The organism is Paracoccus sp. S4493, assembly GCF_000967735.1.
Taxonomy (GTDB): Bacteria; Pseudomonadota; Alphaproteobacteria; order Rhodobacterales; family Rhodobacteraceae; genus Paracoccus; species Paracoccus marcusii.
Genome location: NZ_JXYF01000022.1, coordinates 33,262 through 57,620, shown reverse-complemented (window position 1 = coordinate 57,620; position 24,359 = coordinate 33,262). Strand labels below are relative to the sequence as shown.

Annotated in this window: 27 protein-coding genes; 14 read left to right on the top strand and 13 right to left on the bottom strand. The window is 68.0% G+C overall.

Features of this window, described 5'->3' with window-relative positions:
* Positions 1 to 113 precede the first annotated feature (113 nt).
* The gene (locus tag TW83_RS04810) at positions 114 to 410 is read left to right on the top strand and encodes an alkylphosphonate utilization protein (protein ID WP_045981632.1); all 297 of its coding nucleotides are present in this window, start codon (positions 114 to 116) and stop codon (positions 408 to 410) included.
* Here TW83_RS04810 and cobD read toward each other — a convergent pair.
* Positions 407 to 1,369 (bottom strand): threonine-phosphate decarboxylase CobD, encoded by a 963-nt coding sequence (gene cobD / locus TW83_RS04805; protein WP_045981631.1) that lies wholly within the window; start codon positions 1,367 to 1,369, stop codon positions 407 to 409. The genes TW83_RS04810 and cobD overlap by 4 nt on opposite strands.
* A gap of 178 nt (positions 1,370 to 1,547) precedes the next feature.
* On the opposite strand from cobD, the gene TW83_RS04800 reads away from it, so the two are divergent.
* The 6 genes from TW83_RS04800 (at position 1,548) to TW83_RS04775 (ending at position 5,467) form a co-directional block, all read left to right on the top strand.
* Positions 1,548 to 2,051: a YbjN domain-containing protein gene (locus tag TW83_RS04800; protein ID WP_045981630.1), complete on the top strand. Its 504-nt coding sequence runs from the start codon at positions 1,548 to 1,550 to the stop codon at positions 2,049 to 2,051.
* Between the two features lies 1 nt (position 2,052).
* Positions 2,053 to 2,862, top strand: a complete 810-nt coding sequence (gene proC / locus TW83_RS04795; RefSeq protein ID WP_045981629.1) for a pyrroline-5-carboxylate reductase — start codon at positions 2,053 to 2,055, stop codon at positions 2,860 to 2,862.
* A complete protein-coding gene (locus tag TW83_RS04790; protein ID WP_045981628.1) occupies positions 2,859 to 3,188 on the top strand; it encodes a tRNA-binding protein in 330 nt (109 codons plus the stop codon). Before proC ends, TW83_RS04790 begins: the two co-directional genes overlap by 4 nt.
* Positions 3,185 to 4,132: a D-glycerate dehydrogenase gene (locus TW83_RS04785; protein ID WP_045981627.1), complete on the top strand. Its 948-nt coding sequence runs from the start codon at positions 3,185 to 3,187 to the stop codon at positions 4,130 to 4,132. The genes TW83_RS04790 and TW83_RS04785 overlap by 4 nt, the downstream gene beginning before the upstream one ends.
* 59 nt (positions 4,133 to 4,191) lie before the next feature.
* Entirely contained in the window at positions 4,192 to 4,389 is a 198-nt protein-coding gene (locus tag TW83_RS04780; RefSeq protein WP_045981626.1) for a CsbD family protein, read from the top strand.
* A 115-nt stretch (positions 4,390 to 4,504) separates the two neighbouring features.
* The gene (locus TW83_RS04775; protein WP_045981625.1) at positions 4,505 to 5,467 is read left to right on the top strand and encodes a magnesium transporter CorA family protein; all 963 of its coding nucleotides are present in this window, start codon (positions 4,505 to 4,507) and stop codon (positions 5,465 to 5,467) included.
* Here TW83_RS04775 and TW83_RS04770 read toward each other — a convergent pair.
* From TW83_RS04770 to TW83_RS04725, 10 genes are all read right to left on the bottom strand, one after another.
* Positions 5,464 to 5,742 (bottom strand): protealysin inhibitor emfourin, encoded by a 279-nt coding sequence (locus TW83_RS04770; protein WP_045981624.1) that lies wholly within the window; start codon positions 5,740 to 5,742, stop codon positions 5,464 to 5,466. The genes TW83_RS04775 and TW83_RS04770 overlap by 4 nt on opposite strands.
* Positions 5,743 to 5,770: 28 nt before the next feature.
* Positions 5,771 to 6,841 (bottom strand): M4 family metallopeptidase, encoded by a 1,071-nt coding sequence (locus TW83_RS04765; protein WP_045981623.1) that lies wholly within the window; start codon positions 6,839 to 6,841, stop codon positions 5,771 to 5,773.
* A gap of 84 nt (positions 6,842 to 6,925) precedes the next feature.
* A complete protein-coding gene (locus TW83_RS04760) occupies positions 6,926 to 7,933 on the bottom strand; it encodes a sn-glycerol-3-phosphate import ATP-binding protein UgpC (protein ID WP_045981622.1) in 1,008 nt (335 codons plus the stop codon).
* Position 7,934: 1 nt separating this feature from the next.
* Positions 7,935 to 8,783: a sn-glycerol-3-phosphate ABC transporter permease UgpE gene (gene ugpE / locus TW83_RS04755; RefSeq protein ID WP_045981621.1), complete on the bottom strand. Its 849-nt coding sequence runs from the start codon at positions 8,781 to 8,783 to the stop codon at positions 7,935 to 7,937.
* On the bottom strand, positions 8,783 to 9,661 hold the full coding sequence (gene ugpA, locus TW83_RS04750) for a sn-glycerol-3-phosphate ABC transporter permease UgpA (protein WP_045981620.1): 879 nt from the start codon (positions 9,659 to 9,661) through the stop codon (positions 8,783 to 8,785). The genes ugpE and ugpA overlap by 1 nt, the downstream gene beginning before the upstream one ends.
* Positions 9,662 to 9,738: 77 nt before the next feature.
* The gene (ugpB, locus tag TW83_RS04745; protein ID WP_045981619.1) at positions 9,739 to 11,052 is read right to left on the bottom strand and encodes a sn-glycerol-3-phosphate ABC transporter substrate-binding protein UgpB; all 1,314 of its coding nucleotides are present in this window, start codon (positions 11,050 to 11,052) and stop codon (positions 9,739 to 9,741) included.
* Between the two features lie 107 nt (positions 11,053 to 11,159).
* Positions 11,160 to 12,161 (bottom strand): DUF808 domain-containing protein, encoded by a 1,002-nt coding sequence (locus TW83_RS04740; protein WP_045981618.1) that lies wholly within the window; start codon positions 12,159 to 12,161, stop codon positions 11,160 to 11,162.
* A gap of 184 nt (positions 12,162 to 12,345) precedes the next feature.
* Positions 12,346 to 12,912, bottom strand: a complete 567-nt coding sequence (locus TW83_RS04735) for a fasciclin domain-containing protein (RefSeq protein ID WP_045981617.1) — start codon at positions 12,910 to 12,912, stop codon at positions 12,346 to 12,348.
* A gap of 102 nt (positions 12,913 to 13,014) precedes the next feature.
* Entirely contained in the window at positions 13,015 to 13,719 is a 705-nt protein-coding gene (locus tag TW83_RS04730; RefSeq protein ID WP_045981616.1) for an anti-sigma factor, read from the bottom strand.
* Complete coding sequence (locus TW83_RS04725; protein WP_045981615.1) at positions 13,716 to 14,270, bottom strand: sigma-70 family RNA polymerase sigma factor; 555 nt, start codon at positions 14,268 to 14,270, stop codon at positions 13,716 to 13,718. Before TW83_RS04725 ends, TW83_RS04730 begins: the two co-directional genes overlap by 4 nt.
* Before the next feature lie 154 nt (positions 14,271 to 14,424).
* Here TW83_RS04725 and cobS point away from each other — a divergent pair, with 154 nt between their 5' ends.
* Together cobS and cobT are read left to right on the top strand one after the other, a co-directional pair.
* Positions 14,425 to 15,396 carry a cobaltochelatase subunit CobS gene (gene cobS, locus TW83_RS04720; protein ID WP_045981614.1) on the top strand — a complete coding sequence of 324 codons (972 nt, stop codon included), beginning with the start codon at positions 14,425 to 14,427 and terminating at the stop codon, positions 15,394 to 15,396.
* 30 nt (positions 15,397 to 15,426) lie between these two features.
* A complete protein-coding gene (cobT, locus tag TW83_RS04715) occupies positions 15,427 to 17,295 on the top strand; it encodes a cobaltochelatase subunit CobT (RefSeq protein ID WP_045981613.1) in 1,869 nt (622 codons plus the stop codon).
* A 65-nt stretch (positions 17,296 to 17,360) separates the two neighbouring features.
* Here the strand turns inward: cobT and TW83_RS04710 are convergent, their stop codons facing one another.
* Both TW83_RS04710 and TW83_RS04705 read right to left on the bottom strand, forming a co-directional pair.
* Positions 17,361 to 18,173 (bottom strand): NAD(P)-dependent oxidoreductase, encoded by an 813-nt coding sequence (locus TW83_RS04710; RefSeq protein ID WP_045981612.1) that lies wholly within the window; start codon positions 18,171 to 18,173, stop codon positions 17,361 to 17,363.
* Positions 18,173 to 19,021, bottom strand: coding sequence for a glycosyl transferase (locus tag TW83_RS04705; RefSeq protein WP_045981611.1), 849 nt, complete (start codon positions 19,019 to 19,021; stop codon positions 18,173 to 18,175). Before TW83_RS04705 ends, TW83_RS04710 begins: the two co-directional genes overlap by 1 nt.
* Before the next feature lie 127 nt (positions 19,022 to 19,148).
* On the opposite strand from TW83_RS04705, the gene TW83_RS04700 reads away from it, so the two are divergent.
* From TW83_RS04700 to TW83_RS04680, 5 genes are all read left to right on the top strand, one after another.
* Positions 19,149 to 19,457 carry a tripartite tricarboxylate transporter TctB family protein gene (locus TW83_RS04700; RefSeq protein WP_045981610.1) on the top strand — a complete coding sequence of 103 codons (309 nt, stop codon included), beginning with the start codon at positions 19,149 to 19,151 and terminating at the stop codon, positions 19,455 to 19,457.
* Between the two features lie 175 nt (positions 19,458 to 19,632).
* The gene (locus tag TW83_RS04695) at positions 19,633 to 20,439 is read left to right on the top strand and encodes a GH25 family lysozyme (protein WP_139598450.1); all 807 of its coding nucleotides are present in this window, start codon (positions 19,633 to 19,635) and stop codon (positions 20,437 to 20,439) included.
* Entirely contained in the window at positions 20,412 to 21,074 is a 663-nt protein-coding gene (locus TW83_RS04690) for a CPBP family intramembrane glutamic endopeptidase (RefSeq protein ID WP_045981609.1), read from the top strand. Before TW83_RS04695 ends, TW83_RS04690 begins: the two co-directional genes overlap by 28 nt.
* Before the next feature lie 75 nt (positions 21,075 to 21,149).
* The gene (aspS, locus tag TW83_RS04685) at positions 21,150 to 22,925 is read left to right on the top strand and encodes an aspartate--tRNA ligase (protein ID WP_045981608.1); all 1,776 of its coding nucleotides are present in this window, start codon (positions 21,150 to 21,152) and stop codon (positions 22,923 to 22,925) included.
* Positions 22,926 to 22,990: 65 nt separating this feature from the next.
* On the top strand, positions 22,991 to 24,358 hold the full coding sequence (locus TW83_RS04680) for a DUF1800 domain-containing protein (protein ID WP_045981607.1): 1,368 nt from the start codon (positions 22,991 to 22,993) through the stop codon (positions 24,356 to 24,358).
* Position 24,359 lies beyond the last annotated feature (1 nt).

Below are 24,359 nucleotides of genomic sequence, written 5' to 3'. Positions count from 1 at the left end.
CAGGCCCATCATGGCCAAACCCCGCGCCCTGCGCCAGAGGTTGCGCGGCCCGCCCCTGCGGCCTAAGGCGTGACGGGCGGCACCCTGCGCCGCCAGCCGCGAAAGGGCAGACCATGGCCGATGACGACTATGTCTATGACGAGGCCACGGGCGAATGGCGCCCCGCCGCCGAGGTCGCGGCCGAGGCCGCCGCCGCCGGCATCGTGCGCGACAGCGCGGGCACGCCGCTGGCCGACGGCGACCAGGTGGTCGTCATCAAGGACCTGAAGGTCAAGGGCAGCAGCACCGTGATCAAGCAGGGCACCGTGATCCGCGGCATCCGCCTGACCGACGACCCGGCAGAGGTCGACTGTCGCCACGACGGCATCAGGGGCCTGGTCCTGCGCACGGAATTCCTGCGCAAGCGCTAGCCGGTCAGGGCCTGCCCGACGCGGGCGAACTCGTCCCGGCTGCCGGGAATGCCAAGCCGCAGCCAGCGGTCCGAATAGGGAAAGCGCCGGGTCCAGACATGTGCGCGGGCCAGCGTGTCCTGGGCCGCCTGCGCGTCCGGCGTGTCGTACAGACGGAACAGATGCGTCCCGCCCAGGGGCCGCCAGCCCGCGCGCGCGGCCAGCCGGTCCAGGTTCAGCGCGGCCTCGGCGTGATAGGTCACGGTGTCGTCGGCCCAGGCACGGTCGGCCATGGCGGCGGTCGCGATCTCCAGCGCGGGGCCGCTGACGGACCAGGGGCCCGCGGCCTCGCGCAGCGGCGACAGCAGGTTAGGCGCGGCCAGCGCAAAGCCAAGCCGCAGCCCGGCCAGACCCCAGAACTTGCCAAAGCTGCGCAGCACCACCGCATTGGCGGGCAGGGACCGGGCCAGCGACAGGTCGGGGCGCGCATCCGCGAAACTTTCGTCGACGACCAACAGGCCGACCCGCCGTGCCAGCGCGGCCAGGACCAGGGGCGACCATTCCCGCCCGTCGGGGTTGTTGGGGTTCACGACGACGGCCAGGTCGGCGCCATCCATCCTGTCCAGGTCGGGGGCGGGGGTGACGCGCCAGCTCGCGGCGGTCAGGCTGGCCGCATGTTCGTTGTAGCTGGGCGTCAGCACCGCGGCATGGCCCGCGGGCCGCAGGCGCGGCACCAGCTGGATCGCGGCAGTGGCCCCCGCCATCGGCAGGACATGGTCGTCCGCGCAGCCGAACCATTCTGCGGCGACGCGGATCAGCGCCCGTTCCGCCCTGGCCATCGGCAGCGCGTGAAAGGCCGTGTCCGACAGGGGCTGGACCGGCCAGGGCCTGCGGTTGATGCCGGTCGACAGGTCGATCCAGTCGCCCGTGCCGAACCGTGCCTGCGCTGCATCCAGATTGCCGCCGTGATCGCGTGCCATGCCGCCCCCTTGGTCCTGTCGGCCCCTGCTAGGACACCACCGCGGCGGGGGCAATTCGGACTTTACACCAGTGGTAAAGCCGACCACGATATGTTGTAAGCGCCATGGCCGCCGACCCTCGGTGTTGTGTGGCCACCCAAGGACCACCGCGGCGCAAGACCGCAGCCACAGGCAGACCATGACGCAGATCGATTCCTCCATGCGCATCGACGACATCCACCCGATCGACATCGTCGAGGCCGTGGCCACGCATCACGCCTGGGAATTCGACCGCCTGGCCGAGGATCAGATCGTCATGGATGTGGACGGCCAGTGGCGCCGCTATGCGCTGACCCTGGCATGGTCGCCCCGCGACGCGGTCCTGCGGCTGATCTGCAGCTTTGACATGGACCCGCCGGCGGACCGCATGCCGGCCATCTATCAGACGATCAACCTGGCCAACGACCGGGTCTGGGACGGGGCCTTCACCTTCTGCGCGCCGCAGCGGCAGATGGTCTGGCGGTACGGGCTGGTGCTGGCGGGGGACGCGATCGCGCTGCCGGGACAGGTGGACCGGATGATCGGCACCGCCCTGGCTGCGTGCGAGCGGTTCTATCCTTCGTTCCAGTTGGCCGGATGGGGCGGCACCTCGCCCGCCGCGGCGCTGGAGATTGCCTTGGGCGAAACCTACGGACGGGCCTGACATGAACGATTTCGACGACATCAACGCGCGTGGACTGGTACTGGTCGGATGCGGCCGCATGGGCGGGGCGATGCTGCAGGGGTGGCTGGCGCGCGGGCTGGACGCGGGCGCGGTCACGGTCATCGACCCGAACCTGGCACCCGAATGGCAGGACCGCGGGTTGCGCGTGAATGCGGACCTGCCGTCTGATCCGGCCGTGGTCGTGCTGGCGGTCAAGCCGCAGATGATGGGCGGCGCGCTGGCCGCGATGCCGGACCTGTCGGGCAGCCTGGTGATATCGGTCGCGGCGGGCACCACCATCGCGACCTTCGAGGCGGCCTTTCCCGGCGCACCCGTGATCCGGGTGATGCCCAACACGCCCGCGGCCATCGGTCAGGGCATTTCCGCGATGATCGGCAACGGTGCCGCAACGCCCGCGCACCTGGACCTGGCCGAGGCGCTGATGCGCGCCGTGGGCCGCGTCGTCCGGCTGGAGCATGAGGGCCAGATGGACGCCGTCACCGGCCTGTCGGGCAGCGGCCCGGCCTATGTGTTCCACCTGATCGAGGCGATGGCCGCCGCGGGCGCGGCGCAGGGCCTTTCGCCCGCGCTGTCGCTCGAACTGGCGCGCATGACCGTGGCCGGCGCCGGTGCGCTGGCCGTCCATGCGGACGAGGACCCGGCCGTGCTGCGCCGCAACGTGACCTCTCCCAACGGGACGACCGCGGCGGGGCTGGCGGTGCTGATGGACGACGATGCGGGCCTGACGCCACTGATGGTCCGCACCGTGGCGGCCGCGACCGAACGCGGGCGGGAACTGGGTCGCGGATGATCACCTTTGACGATTTCCTGAAGGTTGACATCCGCGTCGGCACCATCACCCGCGCCGAACCCTTCCCCGAGGCGCGCAAGCCCGCGATCAAGCTGTGGCTGGACCTGGGCGATCTGGGAGAGCGCAAGTCCTCGGCCCAGATCACCCGTCATTACGACCCCCAGACGCTGGTCGGCACGCAGGTGCTGTGCGTCGTGAACTTTCAGCCCCGCCAGATCGGCCCCGTCATGTCCGAGGTGCTGGTCCTGGGCGTGCCCGACCCCGACGGAGAGGTCGTGCTGATCCGCCCCGACCTGACCGTCCCCAACGGAGGCCGCCTGTATTGAAGGTTCTTGTCACCCGCCCGATGACCGACCGCGCCACCGCCGCCATCCGCGCGGCCTGCGACGCGACATTCCGCGACAACACGCCCCTGACCCTCGATCAGGCGGGCCAGGCGATGCGCGATTATGACGCGATCATCCCGACGCTTGGCGACGCCTTCGGGGCCGAGGCCTTCCAGGGCGATCTGCGCTGCAGGCTGCTGGCCAATTTCGGCGCGGGGTTCAACCATATCGACATCGCCGCGGCCCGCGCCGCCGGTGTGGCGGTCACGAACACGCCCGACGTGGTGACCGACGCTACCGCCGACATTGCGCTGACGCTGATGCTGATGGTGCTGCGCCGCGCGTCCGAGGGCGAACGCCTGCTGCGCGCAGGCGGCTGGACCGGGTGGAACCCCACGCAGCTGCTGGGCGCGGAGATGTCGGGCCGCACCGTGGGCATCGTCGGCATGGGCCGGATCGGTCAGGCCATCGCGCGGCGCGCGCATCTGGGCTTCGGGATGGAGGTCGTGTTCTTCAACCGCTCGACCGTCGCGGGGCTGGACTTTCCGGCCCGCCAGATCGGCGATCTGCGCGCCATGCTGGCGGCCTCCGACGTGGCGGTGATCGCCGTGCCGGGGGGTGCGGCCACGCGCGGCCTGATCGGCGTGGCCGAACTGGAGGCCCTGGGCCCCCAAGGCGTGCTGGTCAACATCGCCCGCGGCGACGTGGTGGACGAGGACGCCTTGATCGCAGCCCTGGTGGACGGCCGCATCGCGGGCGCAGGCCTGGACGTCTATGCGCAAGAGCCTCATGTGCCCCAGGCCCTGCTGGATGCCCCCAATGCCACGCTGCTGCCGCATCTGGGAACGGCCACCGACGACACGCGCACCCGCATGGGCCTGCGCGCGCTGGCGAACCTGCAGGCCCATATCGACGGCGGCGTGCCGCCCGACCTTGTCCGCTAGGAACCTGCCACGGCTGCGGGCGTTATTCCGGCATATGAACGTCTGAAAAGGAGGCGGAAATGAACTGGGATATCATCGAAGGCAAATGGAAGCAGCTGAAAGGCGCGACCAAGGTCAAATGGGGCGAACTGACCGACGACGAGCTGGATCAGATCGACGGCAACAAGGACAAGCTGGCCGGCAAGCTGCAGGAAAAATACGGCTGGACCAAGGACCAGGCCGACCGCGAGATCGACGATTACTATCGCGACAAGTGATCGCGCTGCCGCAACGGTTGATCAGAGGCGTCCCATCCGGGGCGCCCCTTTCCACATCCGCTTGATCGTTTGTCCGCGGTAGGGCACCACGGGGGCGAACCGACCGGAGCGTCGCATGTATTACGCCTATTCCATCGAGAACGGTCGCCTGGTGCGCCTTGCCGCAGAACGCGATGTCGCGGACGCGGCATGGATCGACCTGATCCAGCCGAACGACGCCGAGATCGCGCAGCTGCGCGTGCTTGGCGTGCCTGTTCCCAGCCTGGCCGAGATGGAGGAGATCGAGCTGTCCAACCGCCTCTATCGCGAGGACGGGCTGGACTACATGACCGCGATGCTGCCGGGAGAGCGCGCCGGGGGTGACCGGATCTCGATGCCGGTGACGTTCATCCTGTCGACGGACCGGCTGGTGACGGTGCGCCACCATTCGCCGCGGCCGTTCCTGACCTATCCCGAACGCGCCGAACGCTCGACCTTGGGCTGCGGCACGCCCGACCGCCTGTTCCTGGGCCTTGTCGAGGAGATCATCGCCCGGCTGGCCGACATCCTGGAAGGGGCGGGCCGCACGCTGGACCAGACCACCGCCGCGGTGTTCGAACGCCGCGCGGTCGCCGCGGCCTCGGACCGGTTGCAGGCCGCACTGCAAGATGTCGGACGCGAGGCCGAGACGATGGCACGCGTCCGCCTGGCGCTGCTGACGGTCGAGCGGATGCAGGCGTTCTATACCGCCACGCTGGAGGACCGCCCCGAGGAGGGCCGCCTGCGCGCCGCCACCCGTGCCCAGATGCGCGACATCCAGGCGCTGGAGGTGCATGCCGATTTTCTGGGCGGGCGGGTCAGCCTGGCGGTGGACACCACGCTTGGCCTGATCAACCTGCAACAGAACAACACGGTCCGCATCCTGTCGGTCGTCGCGGCGTTGTTCCTGCCGCCGACGCTGATCGCCAGCGTCTATGGGATGAACTTCACGAACATGCCAGAACTGGACGAACCCTGGGGCTATGCCTTCGCCCTGATCCTGATGGGCGGGACGACCCTGGGGACGTGGCTGTTCCTGCGTTGGAAGGGCTGGATCTAAAGATCGTCCAGCAGGTCTAGCATCTCGGGGGGCATCTGGCCCTCGGAGAGGGTGATGGCGTGCGGGCCGGTCGCGTCCGTCACGGTGATCGCATAGCGCATCCGATCCGGGCAGCCGGGACAGGGGGTGGCCGCCATGTCGGCCAACGCCTTGGGGTGGAAGGCCGCGCACAGTTCCTGCGCCCGGGGTTCGGGTTGGGCGTCGGTGTCGATGCGGCGCGAGGTGGCGGCAGTGATACCGCCAAAGCCGCCATGGCTGCGGATCTCTATGATCATGCGGTCCTCCGGTCCGCGGATCATAGGATCAGACCGCGATTCCCACAAGTTTCCACGCGCGCCGCAGCAGCAGCGCCTGTTGGCTGCCCGCGCCCGCCAGTGCCGCCGCGCTGCGCAGGGTCTGGTCGGCAAAGTCGGAAAAGCTGGCCATCGGGTTGTTCAGGTCCTGCAGCGTCCGGTACCAGATGCGGCCCGGCAGCTCCCACGCGTTGCCGCCCAGATAGCTGCAGAACAGGTAGAAGGCGTGGTTCGGAATGCCCGAATTGATGTGCACGCCGCCATTGTCGTCGGTCGTGGTGTTGAACTGATCCATGTGCCAGGGCTGGGGGTCGGTGCCCAGCAGGTCGTCGGCATAGGCCGTGCCCGGTGCCTTCATGCTGCGCAGCGCCACGCCGTTGATGCCCGCGCCCAGGATGCCGCGCCCGATCAGCCAGTCGGCCTGATGCGCGGTCTGGCCAAGCACGCGCTGTTCGGCCAGCGCGCCGAAGACGTCGGCCACATGTTCGTTCAGCGCACCGGACTGGTTCTCGTAGATCAGCCCGCCGGAATGCTGGATGACACCATGGGTCATCTCATGCGCGATGACCGACAGCTGCAGGAAGGTCCGGAAGATCTTGCCGTCGCCCGTGCCATAGGCCATCTGCTGCCCGTCCCAGAAGGCGTTGTTGTAGTTGCGGCGGTGCTGGACCGTCGCCACCAGCGGCATGCCGCGTCCGTCCAGCGAATTGCGGCCGTATTCCTCGGCGAACATCGCGAAGACCTGGCCGGCGCTGTCATAGGCCAGGTCGGCATCCGCGATGCCGGACGGCGCGTCGCCTTCGGCCCGGACCAGGCGGCCGGGAAGGGCGGCGCGGAATTCGCCGTCATGGATGCGGCGGTCGGGGCAGCACAGCTCGGGATCGGGGACGATGCCCTGCAGCGCGGGCGGCAGGCTGGCCCAGGCCGCGCGCTCCTCGCGCAGCTGTTCGTCATGGCGCAGCAGCGTGCGCGCCATGTCCGCCGTCGCGGGGTCACCCCGCAGCGCCAGCACCCGCAGCATATAGGGCGGCACGATGCAGGCGATGGGATTGTGGTGAGAGCAGCCGAACGACAGGCACATGGGGCGACCTTTCCGCGTTGGTTCACCCCAAGGTAGCACGGAACGCCCGACCCGCAAGGGTCGGATGTTCACGTTTCATTCTAGTCAGTCCATGCGCTTGCCGCTGACCTTGTCAAACAGGTGCAGCCCGCCGGGGCGATAGGACAGGCGCATGTGATCGGACAGGGGGGCATCGGACGGCAGGGTGATGGTGATGCGGGCATCGCCGGTCTTGCCGTGGACCAGCCGCTGCGCGCCCAGTTCCTCGACCGCCAGCACCGACATCTCGATCGGGCCGTCGGCGGTGACGCTCAGATCCTCGGGGCGGATGCCCACATGGCCCGCATGCCCGGTTCCGGGCAGGTGCGGGACGGCGCTGGCCTCGATCAGGTTCATGGCCGGACTGCCGATGAAGCTGGCGACGAAGGCCGATGCCGGGCGGCGATAGACCTCCAGTGGCGTGCCGATCTGTTCGATCTGCCCGCCGTTCAGCACCACCAGCCGGTCGGCCAGCGTCATCGCCTCCAACTGGTCGTGGGTCACATAGATCGAGGTCGTGCGCAGGCGCTTCTGCAGCTCCTTGATCTCAAGGCGCATGGCGACGCGCAGTTTCGCGTCCAGGTTCGACAGCGGCTCGTCGAAGAGAAACGCGGCCGGTTCGCGCACGATGGCGCGGCCCATGGCGACGCGCTGACGCTGGCCGCCCGAAAGGGCGCGCGGCTTGCGGTCCAGGAACGGGCCGATCTGCAGGATGTCCGAGGCGATTCCCACGCGCCGCTCGATCTCGGCCTTGGGGGTGCCGCGGTTCTTCAGGCCGTATGCCAGGTTCTGGCGCACCGACATGTGCGGGTACAGGGCATAGTTCTGGAACACCATGGCGATGTCGCGATCGGCGGGCTCGATCTCGTTGACCACGCGGTCGCCGATGCGGACCTCGCCCTCGGTGATGCTCTCCAGCCCCGCGACCATGCGCAGCAGGGTGGATTTTCCGCAGCCCGACGGGCCGACCAGGACCAGGAATTCGCCATCCGCGATGTCGATATTGACGCCGCCCACGGCGCGGGCGCCGCCGGCATAGACCTTGCCGACATTGTTGAGGGTGATGGATGCCATCTTATTTCTCCGTCTCGACAAGACCTTTGACGAACAGGCGCTGCATGGCGACCACCACGATCACGGGTGGGATCATCGCCAGCATCGCGGTCGCCATGACCAGGTGCCATTGCGGCAGACCGTCCACGGCATCCGCCATGCGCTTGATCCCCGCAACGATGGTGTAATAATCCGAACTGGTCGTGATCAGCAGCGGCCAGAGATACTGGTTCCAGCCATAGATGAACAGGATCACGAACAGGGCTGCGATATTGGTGCGCGACAAAGGCAGCAGGATGTCGCGAAAGAACTTCATGGGCCCGGCGCCGTCGATGCGGGCGGCCTCGGTCAGCTCGTCCGGGATGGTCAGGAAGACCTGGCGAAACAGGAACGTGGCCGTGGCCGACGCGATCAGCGGGATCGACAGGCCGGCATAGCTGTTCAGCATGCCCAGATCGGCGACCACCTGGAAGGTGGGCACGATGCGCACCTCGACCGGCAGCATCAGCGTGATGAAGATGCACCAGAAGGCCAGGCCGCGCAGCGGAAAGCGGAAATAGACCACCGCGAAGGCCGACAGGACCGAGATGACTATCTTGCCGATGGCGATGGCCAGCGCCATGATCAGGCTGTTCAACATCATCACGCCGACCGGGGGCGTGCCGCTGGTGGACACGCCCGCGCCCAGCATCTGGCTGTAGTTCTGGATCATCTGGTCGCCCGGCCACATCGGGATGGTGCCCGACATGAAGGCGGTCGCGCTGTGGGTCGAGGCCACGAAGGCCACCCAGACCGGCAGCGCCACGACGCAGACGCCCAGGATCAGCGTCAGGTGGGCGGCCAGGTTCAGGAAGGGACGGTTCTCGATCATCAGTAGGCCACCTTCTTCTCAACGAACCGGAACTGGATCACCGTCAGCACCAGGACCAGCGCCATCAGGACCACCGACTGCGCGGCGGACGAGCCCAGGTTCTGCCCGACGAAGCCGTCGAAATAGACCTTGTAGACCATGATGTTGGTGGCCTGTGCCGGGCCGCCCTCGGTCGTGGCGTCGATCACGCCGAACGTGTCGAACATCGCATAGACGATGTTGACCACCAGCAGGAAGAACGTCGTCGGCGACAGCAGCGGAAAGGTGATGTCGAAGAACCGCCGCACCGGACCCGCCCCGTCGATGGCCGCGGCCTCGCGCAGGCTGGCCGGGATCGCCTGCAGCCCTGCCAGGAAGAACAGGAAGTTGTAGCTGATCTGTTTCCACGCGCTGGCGATGACGACCAGCGTCATGGCGTCGCCCTTGTCCTGGATGTGGTTCCAGTCATAGCCCAAGCCCCCCAGCAGATAGGGCATGATGCCGATGGTCGGGTTGAAGATGAACCACCACAGGATGCCCGCGACCGCAGGCGCCACCGCATAGGGCCAGACCAGCAGCGTCGTATAGACACGCGTGCTGCGGATCATCCGGTCCACCGCGATCGCCAGCAGCAGCGACAGCCCCATCGACAGCACCGTGACCGAGATGGCGAAGACCGCTGTCACCTGCAGACTGTTGAGATATTCGGGGCTGCCCCACAGGCGGGCGAAATTCTCCAGCCCTACAAAGGTCGTCCGGGTGCCGAAGGCATCCTCGCGCAGAAAGCTTTGACGGATGGCCTGACCGGCGGGCCACAGGAAAAAGATGAAGGTGATGATCAGCTGGGGGGCCAGCAGCAACCATGGCAGCAGCTGGTTTCGGAAAATGGTGCGCTTCATCGCGGGACCTTGGGCGAAAACGGGAAAAGACCGGGGCCGCGCGTGATGCGCGGCCCCGGCCGAATGGGGTGGGGCGGTTACTGGTTCTGCGCCTGGAACTCTTCCAGCAGCGCGTCGCCGCGGCTGACGACCGCGTCCAGCGCGCCCTGCGCGTCCTTGTCGCCCGACAGCAGCTGCTCGAACTCCTCGTCGATGATGCCGCGGATCTGGACATAGCTGCCAAAGCGCAGACCCTTGGAGTTCTCGGTCGGCTCGTTCAGGGTGATCTGGTTGATGCCGGTGTCGGCGCCGGGGTTCTCGGCATAATAGCCGGCCATCTGCTCACGCGCGGCGGCGGTGATGGGCAGGTAGCCGGTGAAGGACGCCCAATCGGCCTGCACCTCGGGCTGGGTCAGGTATTCCAGGAATGCGGCGGTGGCCGCATATTCCTCGTCCGTCTTGCCCGACAGCACCCACAGCGAGGCGCCCCCGATGATCGAGTTCTGCGGCGCGCCCTCGACGTCGTCGTAATAGGGCAGCATGCCATAGCCGACCTCGTACGCGGTCGAGTTGGCGATGACGCCGGCACGGCTGCCCGAGCTGCCCATCAGCATCGCGCATTCCTGCGAGTACAGCATCGGCCCCGCATTGTCGGCGCCCACCGGGCCACCGTACTTGAAGATGCCCTCGTCGGACCAGCGCTTGAGGTTCTCCCAGTGCTTGACCTGAACGGCCCCGTTCAGCGACAGGCGCGCATCAAGGCCACCCATGCCGTTCTCCAGCGTGCCGATCGGCTGGTTGTGCCAGGCCGACAGGTTCTCGGTCTGGATCCAGCTGATCCATTGCGTGGTGAAACCGCAGGTCGCGGCGCCCGATTCCATGATCTGCTTGCTGAACTGCTCCAGCTCGGCCCAGGTCTTGGGAGGAGTGTTCGGGTCCAGGCCCGCCTTCTCGAACACGGTCTTGTTGTAGTACAGGATCGGGGTCGAGCTGTTGAAGGGCATCGACAGCATGTTGCCGTCGGAATCGGTGTAATAGCCGACGACGGCCGGCAGGAACGCCGCCTGGTCGAAGGCCTGGCCGTGCTGCTCCATCAGTTCGTGGACCGGGACGATGGCGCCTTGGGCGGCCATCATGGTGCCGGTGCCGACCTCGAACACCTGGACGATGGCGGGCTGCTGGTTCGCGCGGAACGCGGCGATCGCGGCGGTCATCGTCTCGGGGTAGGTGCCCTTGTAGGCGGGGGTGACGGTGTATTCGTCCTGGCTGTCGTTGAAGCCTTGGGCGATCTCCTCCAGCTTCGCGCCCAGCTCGCCGCCCATGGCGTGCCACCATTCGATGTTCGTTTCTGCCTGCGCGGCAGTCAGCGACGCCACCAGCGCCACCGCGGATGCGGTTCCGTATCGGATCATGTTGTCTTCCCTCCCTTACAGAGTTGCGATGCTGACCCCGCCTATCGGCGGTTCACGACAGCATCGCAACGCTCATGTGACAGTCTTGTGACGTCGGGAGGTTTGGGTCAACGGGTTTCGTTGGCGTTCGGTTTTTTACGAAGTTGCGCGAATGCCCCCATCACCGCGCCGATGATCGGGTTGATGACCTTGGTCGCCACCGGCAGCAGGGCCAGTCCCAGGATCAGGCCGATGACGCCGTCGCAGAAGGCGGTGACGACCCATGCGACCACGCCGGGGGCGGCGGGCACGGCGGCGGCGGCGGCCTCGGCCCAGTCATGGATCAGGTGATAGGGCGCGCCCCAGCCCAGTTGCTCCAGGCCGTGCACGATGATCTGCCCGCCGACCCAGATCATCGCGGCGGTGCCGACCACGGTCAGCGTCTTCATGAAGCCGGGCATGACCTTGACGATGCCGCGGCCCAGGGCGGCGACGGCGCCGGTGCGGCGCTGTGCCAGGTGCACCCCGACATCGTCGGCCTTCACCACCAGCGCCACGAACCCATAGACCGCGACGGTGATCGCCACGGCGACCAGCGCAAGGATGACGGCCTTCATCAGCAGGCTGTCGTCGGTCGGGATGGTGGACAGGGCGATTGTCATGATCTCGGCCGACAGGATGAAGTCGGTCTTGATGGCGCCTGCGACGCGGGCCTCCTCCAGCGCGGCACCGTCGGTGTCGGGATGGGTGTGCTTTTCGCTGTCATGGGTGTCGGTCTTGTGGAACAGGTGCGCGACCTTGTGCGCGCCCTCGTAGCACAGATAGGCGCCGCCCAGCATCAGCAGGGGCGGAATGGCCCAAGGCGCAAAGGCCGACAGCAGCAGCGCGACCGGCAGCAGGATCACCAGCTTGTTGAACAGCGATCCGCGGGCGATCTTCCAGACGATGGGGATCTCGCGGCTGGCGTCGAAGCCGTGGACGTATTTCGGCGTCACCGCCGCGTCGTCGATGACCGCGCCCGCGGCCTTGGCGCCCGCCTTGGCCGCCTGGCCCGCCACGTCGTCGATCGATGCCGCCGCCACCTTTGAAATTGCCGCTACGTCGTCAAGAAGCGCGATCAACCCGCTCATGCAGTGTCCCTTCGGAAATTGGCCCGATGCGGCGCCGTGCCGCAGCCCATCAGCACCCGGCAACGCGCGTCGAGGCAAGCGGTTTCACCATCACCCACGGATCGGCATGCAAAAAGGCCCGCGCAGAGGGGACTGCGCGGGCCATGACCTGCCTGTCGGGGGACGGCAGGTCCTGCGGGGCGTCTTAGGACGCCGGCAGCAGCACGGTGTCGATCGAGTGGATCACGCCGTTCGACTGGTCCACGTCGGGGATCAGCACGGTGGCGACGTTGCCGTTCTCGTCGGTGATCTGCAGGGCGTTGTCGCTGGTGCGGATGCTGGCGGTCAGCGAGCAGCCACCCACGGTCTCCAGCGCGGCCGAACCGCCGCCCTGCTGGATCATGCGGCCCACGGCGGACGACATCGCCTCGGTCGGGACGACGTGGCATGTCAGGATGGTCTGCAGGGTCTGCAGGCTCTCGGGCTTCAGCAGGTCCTCGACGGTGCCGTCGGGCAGCTTTTCGAAGGCCGCGTTGGTGGGGGCGAAGACGGTGAAGGGGCCGGGGCCCGACAGCGTCTCGACCAGGCCTGCGGCCTGCACGGCGGCGACCAGCGTGGTGTGGTCGGCCGAGTTCACGGCGTTTTCGACGATGTTGCGGTTCGGGAACATCTCGGCGCCGCCCACCATGGTGTTCTGGGCAAAGGCCGGTGCGCCAAGCGCGATGGTGGCAGCGATGATCGAAGCGCCGACTTTGGTAAAGCGGGTGGTCATGGACTTCCTCCGGTTTTGGTTCTGGGCGGCATTTCTGCGCCCGACAGTCCCAAACACGCGGCAGGCGCGGGTTAGTTGCGCAACCCCCCGGTCAATCCGCGATCACAAGGACGTGAGCGGCGCGATGGCCACGACCGGCCCGGTCGCCTGGCCGGTCGGCGATCCGCCCGCCGGTTCGTCCGACAGCGCGATCTGGATGTCGGCCGAGGGGTCCAGCCCGTCCGGCAGTGTCATGCGCAGGGTGCCGTCGCGCGGGACCAGCCCGATCGATACCGGGGCCGAGCCGTCGGGTTTCACCCACCAGATCTCCCAGTCGCGGTCATCGGGGGCGGTGCCGCTTTCCAGCGCGATCTCCATGTCGCGCCCGTTGATGCGAGCAGCGACGCGCAGGGCCTGATCCTGGGTCGCAAGCTGTGCCTGATAGGCGGGCGCCGCGGGCTGCTGCAGCCCGGGCAGCCACAGGAATGCGGCGGTCGCGGCAACGACCAGCAATCCGGCCAGCGCGCCCATCGGACCGCGCCACCAGGCCCGCCGTTCGGTCGGGTCGTTGGCCAGGGGCGGGGTGACGTGGCCCAACCGTTCGCGGATCGCTTGGCGAGCGCGGGCAGGGGCCATGACCGGGGTCAGCGCCTCGGCGATGCCGGCCATGCGTTCGTACCAGTCGTGGACGATGCGGGCGAAATCCGGGTCGGTGGACATGCGGGCCGTCGCGGCGGCGGCCTCGGGTCCGTCCAAGAGGCCAAGCGCCAGCTCGGCCGCCAGCGCCTGGTCTTCCTGGGACGGGGTCAGCGGGGCGTCGTCGGTCATTGGCTTACGCAATCCTTCAGTCGCAGCAGGCTGCGGCGCAGCCAGCTGCGCACGGTGTTGATGGGCAGCCCCTCGCGCGCGGCCAGGTCGGCATAGCTGACCCCCTCGAGGTAGACGGCACGCACGGCGCCCGCCTGCGCCTCGGCCAGCCTGGCCAGGCAGTCGTCCAGCATGCGGCGTTCCTGGGCCATGATCGTCGCCGATTCGGGACCCGGCGCGCTGCAGGCGACGAAGGCCGCGGCATCTTCGGGCGCGGTCACCGGTCGTGATCCGCGGGCGCGCAGCCTGTCGATGGACCGGTTGCGGGCGATGGTGATCAGCCAGGTCATCGGCGACAGCCCGTTCGAGGCATAGCGCGCGGCGCTTTGCCACACGCGGATATAGACCTCCTGCAGGGTCTCCTCGGCCTCGGGGCGGTCCTTGAGAACGGACAGGCACACGGCGTGCAGCTTGGCCGATGTCGCGTCGTACAGGCGGTCAAAGGCGTCGCGATCACCCATGGCGGTACGGGCGATCAGGGTTTCCAGTTCGGAACGGCGTGCGTCTGTCAAAACCGGGGCATCCTTCCAAGGGTTGTGGGCACCTTATGAAGCACACCCTCGCGCGTCAACGCGCGCACGGGGTGGCGGCCGCCCGCGCCGTGCCTTGCACCCGTTGCTCGAATGCGCGATCAATGCGCCGATGTGATGGAAAGGGCTAGGGCCGATGCTGGACATGAACGCGAAACCCACCGAAGAGATCGACCTGCGCGAGGTGTTCGGTCTGGACAGCGACATGAAGGTCAAGGGCTTTGCCGACCGCACGGATCGCGTCCCCGAGATCGACAGCACCTACAAGTTCGATCCCGACACGACGATGGCGATCCTGGCAGGCTTTGCCTACAACCGCCGCGTCATGGTCCAGGGCTATCACGGGACGGGCAAGTCCACCCATATCGAACAGATCGCGGCGCGCCTGAACTGGCCCTGCGTGCGCGTGAACCTGGACAGCCATGTCAGCCGGATCGACCTGATCGGCAAGGACGCGATCAAGCTGGTCGACGGCAAGCAGGTCACCGTGTTCCACGAGGGCATCCTGCCTTGGGCGCTGAGGAACCCGACCGCGATCGTCTTTGACGAATACGACGCGGGCCGCGCGGACGTGATGTTCGTGATCCAGCGCGTACTGGAGGCCGATGGCAAGCTGACGCTTCTGGACCAGAACGAGGTCATCACGCCGAACCCCTATTTCCGCCTGTTCGCCACCGCCAACACCGTGGGCCTGGGCGACACGACCGGCCTCTACCATGGCACCCAGCAGATCAACCAGGGCCAGATGGACCGCTGGTCGCTGGTCGCGACGCTGAACTATCTGCGTCACGACGCCGAGGCCGCGATCGTGCTGGCCAAGGTGCCGCATTACAACACCGAGAAGGGCCGCAAGACCATCAACCAGATGGTGACGCTGGCCGACCTGACGCGGACCGCCTTCATGCAGGGCGACCTGTCCACCGTCATGAGCCCGCGCACGGTCATTTCCTGGGCGCAGAACGCGCGCATCTTTGACAACGTGGGATACGCGTTCCGCCTGACCTTCCTGAACAAATGCGACGAGTTGGAGCGTCAGACCGTAGCAGAGTTCTATCAGCGCCTGTTCGACGAGGAATTGCCGGAAAGCGCAGCCGCCAAGGCGGGCTGAGGCCCGCGCGGCCAAGGGGGCCATCCGCAGATGAAGAAATCCGACAACCCCGCCGACCCGTTCAAGAAGGCCCTGACCGAGGCGACGCGCGCGCTGGCGGGCGAACACGAACTGAACGTGACCTTCAGCGCGGACCCGGCCGGGGTTGCGGGCGACACGATGCGCCTGCCGCAGATCAGCCGCCGCATGGGCCGCGACGAGGTGCTGTTGGCGCGCGGCACGGCCGACGCGCTGGCCATGCGGATGCGCCACCACGATGCGGGCACCCATGCCCGCTATTCCCCCGCTGGCCCGATGGCCCGCGAGCTGTACGAGGCGCTGGAAACCGCGCGCTGCGAGGCGCTTGGTGCGCGGGACATGCCGGGGGCGCTGTCCAACATCGACGCCAAGATCGGCGCCGAGGCCGACAAGAAGGGCTATGCCCAGATCAAGGCCCCGGCCGATGCGCCGCTGTCGGTGGCGGCGGGTTACATCCTGCGCCAGGCGGCGACCGGGCGGGCGCTGCCTGCGGGCGCGCAGCATGTCGCCGACCTGTGGCGGCCCTTTGTCGAGAGCCAGGCCTCGGGAGCGCTGGCGGACGTGAACGACGCGCTGGCGGATCAGGCCGCGTTCTCTCGGCTGTCGCGGCGGATCATCACCGACCTGGGCTATGGCGACCAGCTGGGCGAGGATCCGGATCAGCCCGAGGATGATGACAGCGACGAGAACGCCGAGCAGGACGAGGAATCCGGCGACAGCGAATCGCAGGATCAGGACGACAGCGAGGAGAGCGACGCCAGCCCCGAGCGCAGCCAGGAGCAGACCCAGGACAAGCGCCAGGCCCAGGTCGGCATGGACGACACCGCCGAGGACGAGATGGCGGACGAGGCGGAGATGCCCGATCAGGACAGCCCGCCCGACCTGCCGCCCCCGGTCAGCGAGGCCAGCCCCGATTACCGCGTCTTTGCCCAGACCTGGGACGAGGAGATCCGCGCGGAGGATCTGGCCGACATCGCCGAGCTGGAGCGCCTGCGCGCCTATCTGGACAAGCAGCTGGAGCCCCTGCGCGGGGCCGTCAGCCGCCTGGCCAACAAGCTGCAGCGCCGCCTGCAGGCCCAGCAGAACCGCAGCTGGGAGTTCGACAAGGAGGAGGGCGTCCTGGACGCCGGCCGCCTGGCCCGCGTGGTGGCAAACCCGACCATGCCGCTGTCCTTCAAGATCGAGAAGGACACCGAGTTCCGCGACACGGTCGTCACGCTGCTGATCGACAATTCCGGGTCGATGCGCGGGCGTCCGATCAGCATCGCGGCGATCTGCGCCGACGTGCTGGCCCGCACGCTGGAGCGGTGCAACGTCAAGGTCGAGATCCTGGGCTTTACCACGCGCGCCTGGAAGGGCGGGCAGTCGCGCGAGGCGTGGCTGGCCGCGGGCCGTCCGGCCCAGCCCGGCCGCCTGAACGACCTGCGCCACATCGTCTACAAGTCCGCCGACGCGCCCTGGCGCCGCGTCCGTCCCAATCTGGGGCTGATGATGAAGGAGGGGCTGCTGAAGGAGAACATCGACGGCGAGGCGCTGGAATGGGCGCACAAGCGCCTGACCCGCCGCCCCGAGGCACGCAAGATCCTGATGGTGATCTCGGATGGCGCGCCGGTCGATGACAGCACCCTGTCGGTCAACCCTGCCAACTTCCTGGAACGCCACCTGCGCGACGTGATCGCCATGGTCGAGAAGCGCCGCGCCGTCGAGCTGCTGGCGATCGGCATCGGCCATGACGTCACCCGCTATTACCAGCGGGCCGTGACGATCACCGATGCGGAGCAGTTGGCCGGGGCGATCACCGAGCAGCTGGCGGCGCTGTTCGACAGCGATCCGCGCAAGCGGGCGCGGGTGCTGGGCATGGCGTCGATCCGGCGAGGCTGATTGCGTCCCGCGACGCCGGGGGGCGCTGCCCCCCGGACCCCCCGAAGGCGTCGCTGATCCGTGACCTAGTCCCGCAGCAATCGACGGATTGTGTGGCGCAGCAGGCGATCACCCCCGGGTTGCCATCCGGCGCCGATCAGTGCCGTGCAGTCCGGTACGCGCAGGCGTGACACATCGGCGCGCGGGGGCAACGGGTGACGGCTGCCGGTGGCGTCGCGGACGATCGCCAGCAGGTCGTGATGATCCAACACAAGATCACTGCAATTGACAGTGGATGGCAGCACCCCCGTCGACAGAAGCAGGACCAGCGCCCGGGCGAGGTCGGCAGCGTGGACCTCGGTCGCGATGCGCGAGTCGATGGGGCGACCGGACAGGTAGTCGGCGAACAACGTCCGCCATTTATGCGCGGGGCCGGGACCATAGACGCCGGTCGCGCGGATCGCGCAGCCGGCCAGCGGCAGCGATGCCAGACACGCCTCTGCCCCGGCCTTGACCTGGCCGTAGAGCGTGGTCGGCGCGGCGGGCAGGTCGTCGGGCAGGCGCATCCCCGGCGGATGACCGTCATGCACCGCGCGCGAGGACAGGAACAGCACCCGCCCCACCCCCTGCCGCACGGCTTGATCGAACAGGGCACGCGTGCCGTCCAGGTTGGCAGCGATGAAGGCCGCGGGGTCATCACCCTCTCCGCCGCGATAGCGGCCCGGCGCGTGGGCGAAGGCACAGTGGATCAGGGCGTCATGGCCCTGCAGCGGCGCAGGGTCGCCCAACGCCCAACCATGGGCCCGGTCCAGGGGCGTGACGTCGTGGCCCGCCCGGCCCAGGGCGCGCGCGGCATAGCGACCGACGACCCCGGACGCGCCGGTCAGGGCCACGCGCATCAGACGGGCGGGCCGGGCAGGGCGTTCAGGTCGGGCAGGGGTCCGCCTGCCGCGATCTGGCGCCAGAGGTCGATCAGCGGGTGCAGACTGTCGGCCTTGGGGTGATCCTGCCACGGCTTTTCGTACTGGAAATGCAGGATGCGGATCTGGGTCCAGTCCCAAAGCTGCGGCATGTGCGTCCAGACGTATTGCAGCAGGTTATGGTGGATCGACAGCCCCTGCCAGTCGGGAAAGTACTCTTGCAGGAAGGTCTGGTCCGTGCGCCGCCAGAAGGCGCCCGGCCGGTCCAGACGGGCCATCATCGCGGCGAAGGTCGCGGGATCGGGGCGTGCGGTGAAGACGCCCGAATTCATCCGGCCGAACCCGTCCAGCCCGTCATAGACGTTGGGCGCGGCGCAGAATTCCGGGAAATCGAACAGCTTGTCGACCGGGCGCAGCACGATCGCGTCGGCGTCGATGAAGACGCAGGCGTCGTAGTCCAGCTGCCACAGCCGCAGCTTGATGAAATTGTCCAAGGGGGTATGGAAATCCGGCTTTCCGCCCTTGAGGAATGCGGCCCGTGCATGCAGCGCGTCGCGGGCGTGGGCCTGGTCGAAGGCGTCCGACGTGGGCAGCAGGTCGGCGCGGATCAGCCTGGCCCCAAGCGCCGACAGGCGGGCCTGCGCATCCGCATCGAGGCCGCGGTGCATCACCGCCAGATCGGCGGAGGTCCCGGTCAGCCTGAGGGAACGCAGGAGCGCCTCGGCGCCGGGCAGGTAGGCGGCATTGCTGACCAGGGTGACGAAGGCGCGGCGTGCTGTCGCAGGTCCGTCCGCGACTAGTCCGGGGGGGAGCGTGGGATCGGTCATCGGCGCGGGTCCTGATCGGGGCGTGTGTCGGGCCTTCATGGCAGACGGGCGCGGGGTTTGCCAAGCTGTTGCGGAACCGCCCACCCCCGGCCACGTTTCCTTGCGAGTCCAACAGGAAAGTGATCCCATGTCCCACAACCACGAGCCGGAAAAAGCCGCGCGCAACCACAAGCCCGCGATCATCGCCATCATCGTCGCGCTGGTCGTGGCGGCACTGGTGTTCTTCGTCTTCACGCCCGGCGTGGACGAGCAGGAAGACGGCATCGCTACGACCGCCCCGCCCGCCGACACGCCGATCAGCGATGCCGAGGGTCTGGGCGAGGATGTCGGCGAACCCACCACGCCCGGCGCGGATACCCCGGCCGACGCCACGACCGCCCCCACCGGCACCGCCGACCGGCCCGCAGGCGACGACGCCCCCGCCCCCGCGAACTGAGCCGCGCCCACATCCCGCATTCCCCGCGCCCGGACCCGAAATGGTCCGGGCGTTCTTCTGACGCAACCGTGACCGGCTTGGGCCGATGACATTGCCTCACGGGTTTGAGATAACGGCCACAGAATGGCGCGCAAAGCGCCGCGGGCGGTATCTTCGGACAGAAGAAGGGGCAGGCATGAAATTTCTGACAAAGCTGTTGCTGGGGTTGGCGGTGGTGACATTCGCCGTCTCCTGCGGACGGACGCCGCCGCGGGGGCAGGCGCCCGGTGGCTACCAGGTCGCGCCCGGACCCGGGGCGAACCCGCAGCTGGGCGACCGCGCGCCGCACCAGTGGCGCAACGGCGCGCCCTATGGGCATGCGGTGCACGGCATCGATATCTCGCGCTGGCAGGGGGACATCGACTGGAACCGGGTGCGCGGCGCGGGCATCAGCTTCGCCTTCATCAAGGCGACCGAGGGAGGCGATCACGCCGACCCGAACTTCCGCCGCTACTGGTACGAGGCCGCGCAGGCCCGGATCCCGCGGGGCGCCTATCATTTCTACTATTTCTGCCGATCTGGCGCCGAGAACGCCTATTGGTACATCCAGAACGTCCCGCGCGAGGCCGGATCGCTGCCGCCCGTGCTGGACATGGAATGGACCAATTCGCGCAACTGCCCCCGCCGCCCCCCGGCCGCCGAGGTCCTGCGCGAGGCCGAGGTCTTCATGCAGATCGTCGGCCGTCATTACGGCCAGCGCCCGATCATCTACACCACCGTCGATTTCTATCGCGAGAACCAGATGGGCCGCATGAACGCCGAGTTCTGGCTGCGCTCGGTCGCGGATCATCCCAGTGTCACCTATCCGGGCCAGCGCTGGACGTTCTGGCAGTATACCGGCACGGGCATCGTTCCGGGCATCCGCGGGGACACGGACATCAACGCCTTTGCGGGCTCTGCTGCGGATTGGGCGCGATGGTTGCAGGCGCGTCTGGTTCGCTAGCCCCGCGGCGCTGGCTGCAGGTCGAGTTCGCGGCGCTCTATGTCGGGGCGCCGCTGGCCATCGCACTGTTCCTGCCGCCCGATCAGCTGTTCACCGCGCTGGCGGTGTTCAGCTTGGCCGGAATGGCGCTGCTGTGGATCACCGGCGGGTTCCGCTGGCGCGTGCTGGTGCGGGGCTGGCGGCGGATGCCCTGGCAGGAGCTGGCGGGCATCGCGCTGGCGACGCTGGCGGCGGGCTGGCTGATCCTGGTCTGGATGCGCCCCGAAGCGCTGTTCTCGATCCCCCGCAACCGGCCCGAATTCCTGCTGGTCATCTGGACCTTCTATCCGATCCTGTCGGCGCTGCCGCAGGAGCTGATCTTCCGACCGCTGTTCTTTCACCGCTACGGCGCGATCCTGCCCCAGGGGCGGGCGGCCATCGCGCTGAACGCGGCCATCTTTTCGTTCGCGCATCTGATGTACTGGTCCTGGATCGTGGCGATCATGACCTTCGTGGGCGGCTGGTTCTTTGCCCGCGCCTATCTGCGGCACGGCTTTCCGGCGGCCTGGGCGCTGCACGCGGTGGCCGGGAACGTGCTGTTCGCCGCCGGCATGGGCGTCTATTTCTACAGCGGCAACGTGGTGCGGCCGTTCTGAAGGCCCGCTCTAAGAGGTTGACTTCCCGCCCGGCCCGCGCTTTGTGCGGGGGCTGAAAAACTGGGGAAAACGCTCATGCACGCCTATCGCAGCCATACCTGCGGCGACCTGAAGGCCGCCGATGCCGGAACCACCGTCCGCCTGTCGGGCTGGGTCCACCGGGTCCGCGACCACGGGGGCGTGCTGTTCGTCGACCTGCGCGACCATTACGGCATGACGCAGGTGCTGGCCGACAGCGACAGCCCGGCCTTTGCCGCGATGGACAAGCTGCGGGCAGAGACGGTCATCCGCATCGATGGCCGGGTCAAGATGCGTGACGCGTCGCTGGTTAACGCCAAGCTGCCCACCGGCGAGATCGAGGTCTATGCCACCGAGATCGAGGTGCTGGGACCCGCGGACGAACTGCCCCTGCCGGTCTTCGGCGATCAGGACTATCCCGAGGAGACGCGGCTGGCCTATCGCTTTCTGGACCTGCGCCGCGACAGCCTGCACAACAACATCATGCTGCGGTCCAAGGTGGTGCGGTCGATCCGCAACCGCATGTGGGACCAGCACTTCACCGAGTTCCAGACGCCGATCATCACCGCCAGCAGCCCCGAGGGCGCGCGCGACTTCCTGGTGCCATCGCGGCTGCATCCGGGCAAGTTCTATGCCCTGCCGCAGGCGCCCCAGCAGTTCAAACAGCTGATCATGGTCGCGGGCTTCGACAAGTATTTCCAGATCGCCCCCTGCTTCCGCGACGAGGACCCGCGCGCCGACCGCAGCCCGACCGATTTCTATCAGCTGGACATGGAGATGTCCTTCGTCCGCCAGGAGGACGTCTTCGCCACCGTCCAGCCGGTCATCCAGGGCCTGTTCGAGGAGTTCGGTGGCGGCCGCCGCGTGGACGCCGACTGGCCGCTGATCCCCTATGCCGACAGCCTGCTGAAATACGGCACCGACAAGCCGGACCTCCGGAACCCGATCGAGATGCAGGTGGTCAGCGATCACTTCCGCGGGTCGGGCTTCGGCATCTTTGCCAAGCTTCTGGAACAGGAAGGCACGCAGGTCCGCGCCATTCCCGCGCCCACCGGCGGCAGCCGCAAGTTCGCCGACCGCATGAATGCCTTTGCCCAGAGCCAAGGCCTGCCGGGCATGGGCTACATCATCTGGCGCAAGGCCGAGGATGGGTCCACCGAGGCCGCCGGTCCCATCGCCAAGGCGCTTGGCGTCGAGAAGACCGAGGCGATCCGCACGCAGCTGGGCTTGGCCGAGGGTGATGCGGCCTTCTTCCTGGGCGGCCGTCCCGACCAGTTCGAGGCCGTCGCGGGCCGCGCCCGCACGGAAATCGGCCGTGAATTGGGCCTGATCGACGAAAACCAGTTCAAGTTCGCCTGGATCGTCGATTTCCCGATGTACGAGAAGACCGACGACGGCAAGATCGACTTCAGCCACAACCCCTTCAGCATGCCGCAGGGCGGGATGGAGGCGCTGAACGGCGACCCGCTGGAGGTGTTGGGATACCAGTACGACCTGGCCTGCAACGGCTATGAGCTGATCAGCGGCGCGATCCGGAACCACAAGCCCGAGATCATGTTCAAGGCGTTCGAGCTGGCCGGCTATCCGGCATCCGAGGTCGAAAAGCGGTTCGGGGGCATGGTCAAGGCGTTCCGCTATGGCGCGCCGCCGCACGGGGGCTGTGCCGCGGGCATCGACCGCATCGTGATGCTGCTGGCCGACGAGCAGAACATCCGCGAGGTCATCATGTTCCCGATGAACCAGCGCGCCGAGGACCTGATGATGGGCGCCCCGTCAGAGCCCACCAACGAGCAGATGCGTGACCTGCGTCTGCGCGCGTTGCCGAAAGAGTGACCTGACCCCGGGCGGCGGGCATGGCATGATGCTGCACAGCAGCACCAGCCGGAGCCTGTCGCCCGATGCCGTCCTATGCTGAAATCGCCGCGATCCGCCTTGGCTTTGGCCTGTCGCCGCGCCTGACACCGCCGGCCGACCCGGCGGGAATGGCGGCATCGGTTGCGGCGGCCACGCGGTTCGGCCCGCAGGCCGTGACGCTGGACAAGGTCCGCGCCTGGCAGGACAAGGGCCTTGACCTTGGCGCCGCCGCCCGCGCCGGCGATCCTGCCGCCCGCGATCGCGATGTCGCCTATCGGCGCAGGCTGGGCGGCATCTATCGTGCGGCGATCCAGAACCGTTTTGCGCGCGCAGTCGATGACCGTTCCGGCTTTGGGGAACGTCTGGTCTGGTTCTGGGCCGATCATTTCACCGTCACCGGTGGCACGGTCTATTGGAACCTGATGACCGACGCCTTTGTCCAGGATGCGATCCGTCCGCATCTGACCGGTCGGTTCGCCGACATGATGCTGGCGGCCGAAATCCATCCGGCGATGGTGCGCTATCTGGATCAGGACCGGTCGGTCGGCCCCAACTCGGCCCGCGCGCGCAGAAATCCCGACAAGCCGTTGGGATTGAACGAGAACCTGGCGCGCGAGATGATCGAACTGCACAGCCTTGGCGTGGGGGCCGATTATTCCCAGCAGGACGTGACGCAGCTGGCCGAACTGCTGACCGGACTGGCCTATCACCCCCGGCAGACGGGCATCTTCCGTCCCGGCCAGTCCGAACCGGGGGCCGAGACGGTTCTGGGCGTCCGCTATGGCGGGGGGCGCGCCAGTCTGGACGACATTCGCGGGGTCATCGCCGACCTGGCCCACCATCCGGCGACCGCCCGGCATATCGCCCGCAAGATGGCTGTGCATTTCGTCGCGGACGAACCGCCGCAGCCGCTGGTCGACCGGCTGGCGGCCGTGTTCGCCGATACCGGCGGCGATCTGGGCGCGATGAACCTGGCGCTGGCAGAGGCGCCGGAACTGCGGCAGCAGTTCCGCCAGAAGATGCGGCAGCCCTTCGACTTTCTGGTGGCCGCCCTGCGCGGCCTTGGCGTCGACGGGCGGCAGGTCCGCGACATGAAGCCGGGCCAGCTGCAGCGTCTGTTGCTGCAGCCGATGACCGCGATGGGGCAGGCCTGGGGCAGCCCCCTGGGGCCCGACGGCTGGCCCGAGGATCAGGCGGCCTGGGCCAGCCCCCAAGGTCTGGCGATGCGCATCACCTGGGCGCTGAGCGCGCCGTCGCGGCTGACCGACCCGCTGCCCGACGCGCGGCAACTGCTGCGTGCGGCCTTGGGCGACACCGCGTCCGAGGCGCTGTCCTGGGCGGTCCCGCGCGCCGAAAGCCAGGCCGAGGGCGTGGCCCTGATCCTGGCCTCGGCCGATTTCAACCGGAGGTGAC

Bases quoted from the DNA above. Each gene is read 5' to 3' on its own strand.
- TW83_RS04810 (WP_045981632.1), top strand. From the start codon at position 114: ATGGCCGATGACGACTATGTCTATGACGAGGCCACGGGCGAATGGCGC.
- cobD (WP_045981631.1), bottom strand. From the start codon at position 1,369: ATGGCACGCGATCACGGCGGCAATCTGGATGCAGCGCAGGCACGGTTC.
- TW83_RS04800 (WP_045981630.1), top strand. From the start codon at position 1,548: ATGACGCAGATCGATTCCTCCATGCGCATCGACGACATCCACCCGATC.
- proC (WP_045981629.1), top strand. From the start codon at position 2,053: ATGAACGATTTCGACGACATCAACGCGCGTGGACTGGTACTGGTCGGA.
- TW83_RS04790 (WP_045981628.1), top strand. From the start codon at position 2,859: ATGATCACCTTTGACGATTTCCTGAAGGTTGACATCCGCGTCGGCACC.
- TW83_RS04780 (WP_045981626.1), top strand. From the start codon at position 4,192: ATGAACTGGGATATCATCGAAGGCAAATGGAAGCAGCTGAAAGGCGCG.
- TW83_RS04775 (WP_045981625.1), top strand. From the start codon at position 4,505: ATGTATTACGCCTATTCCATCGAGAACGGTCGCCTGGTGCGCCTTGCC.
- TW83_RS04770 (WP_045981624.1), bottom strand. From the start codon at position 5,742: ATGATCATAGAGATCCGCAGCCATGGCGGCTTTGGCGGTATCACTGCC.
- TW83_RS04765 (WP_045981623.1), bottom strand. From the start codon at position 6,841: ATGTGCCTGTCGTTCGGCTGCTCTCACCACAATCCCATCGCCTGCATC.
- TW83_RS04760 (WP_045981622.1), bottom strand. From the start codon at position 7,933: ATGGCATCCATCACCCTCAACAATGTCGGCAAGGTCTATGCCGGCGGC.
- ugpE (WP_045981621.1), bottom strand. From the start codon at position 8,783: ATGATCGAGAACCGTCCCTTCCTGAACCTGGCCGCCCACCTGACGCTG.
- ugpA (WP_045981620.1), bottom strand. From the start codon at position 9,661: ATGAAGCGCACCATTTTCCGAAACCAGCTGCTGCCATGGTTGCTGCTG.
- ugpB (WP_045981619.1), bottom strand. From the start codon at position 11,052: ATGATCCGATACGGAACCGCATCCGCGGTGGCGCTGGTGGCGTCGCTG.
- TW83_RS04740 (WP_045981618.1), bottom strand. From the start codon at position 12,161: ATGAGCGGGTTGATCGCGCTTCTTGACGACGTAGCGGCAATTTCAAAG.
- TW83_RS04735 (WP_045981617.1), bottom strand. From the start codon at position 12,912: ATGACCACCCGCTTTACCAAAGTCGGCGCTTCGATCATCGCTGCCACC.
- TW83_RS04730 (WP_045981616.1), bottom strand. From the start codon at position 13,719: ATGACCGACGACGCCCCGCTGACCCCGTCCCAGGAAGACCAGGCGCTG.
- cobS (WP_045981614.1), top strand. From the start codon at position 14,425: ATGCTGGACATGAACGCGAAACCCACCGAAGAGATCGACCTGCGCGAG.
- cobT (WP_045981613.1), top strand. From the start codon at position 15,427: ATGAAGAAATCCGACAACCCCGCCGACCCGTTCAAGAAGGCCCTGACC.
- TW83_RS04710 (WP_045981612.1), bottom strand. From the start codon at position 18,173: ATGCGCGTGGCCCTGACCGGCGCGTCCGGGGTCGTCGGTCGCTATGCC.
- TW83_RS04705 (WP_045981611.1), bottom strand. From the start codon at position 19,021: ATGACCGATCCCACGCTCCCCCCCGGACTAGTCGCGGACGGACCTGCG.
- TW83_RS04700 (WP_045981610.1), top strand. From the start codon at position 19,149: ATGTCCCACAACCACGAGCCGGAAAAAGCCGCGCGCAACCACAAGCCC.
- TW83_RS04695 (WP_139598450.1), top strand. From the start codon at position 19,633: ATGAAATTTCTGACAAAGCTGTTGCTGGGGTTGGCGGTGGTGACATTC.
- TW83_RS04690 (WP_045981609.1), top strand. From the start codon at position 20,412: ATGGTTGCAGGCGCGTCTGGTTCGCTAGCCCCGCGGCGCTGGCTGCAG.
- aspS (WP_045981608.1), top strand. From the start codon at position 21,150: ATGCACGCCTATCGCAGCCATACCTGCGGCGACCTGAAGGCCGCCGAT.
- TW83_RS04680 (WP_045981607.1), top strand. From the start codon at position 22,991: ATGCCGTCCTATGCTGAAATCGCCGCGATCCGCCTTGGCTTTGGCCTG.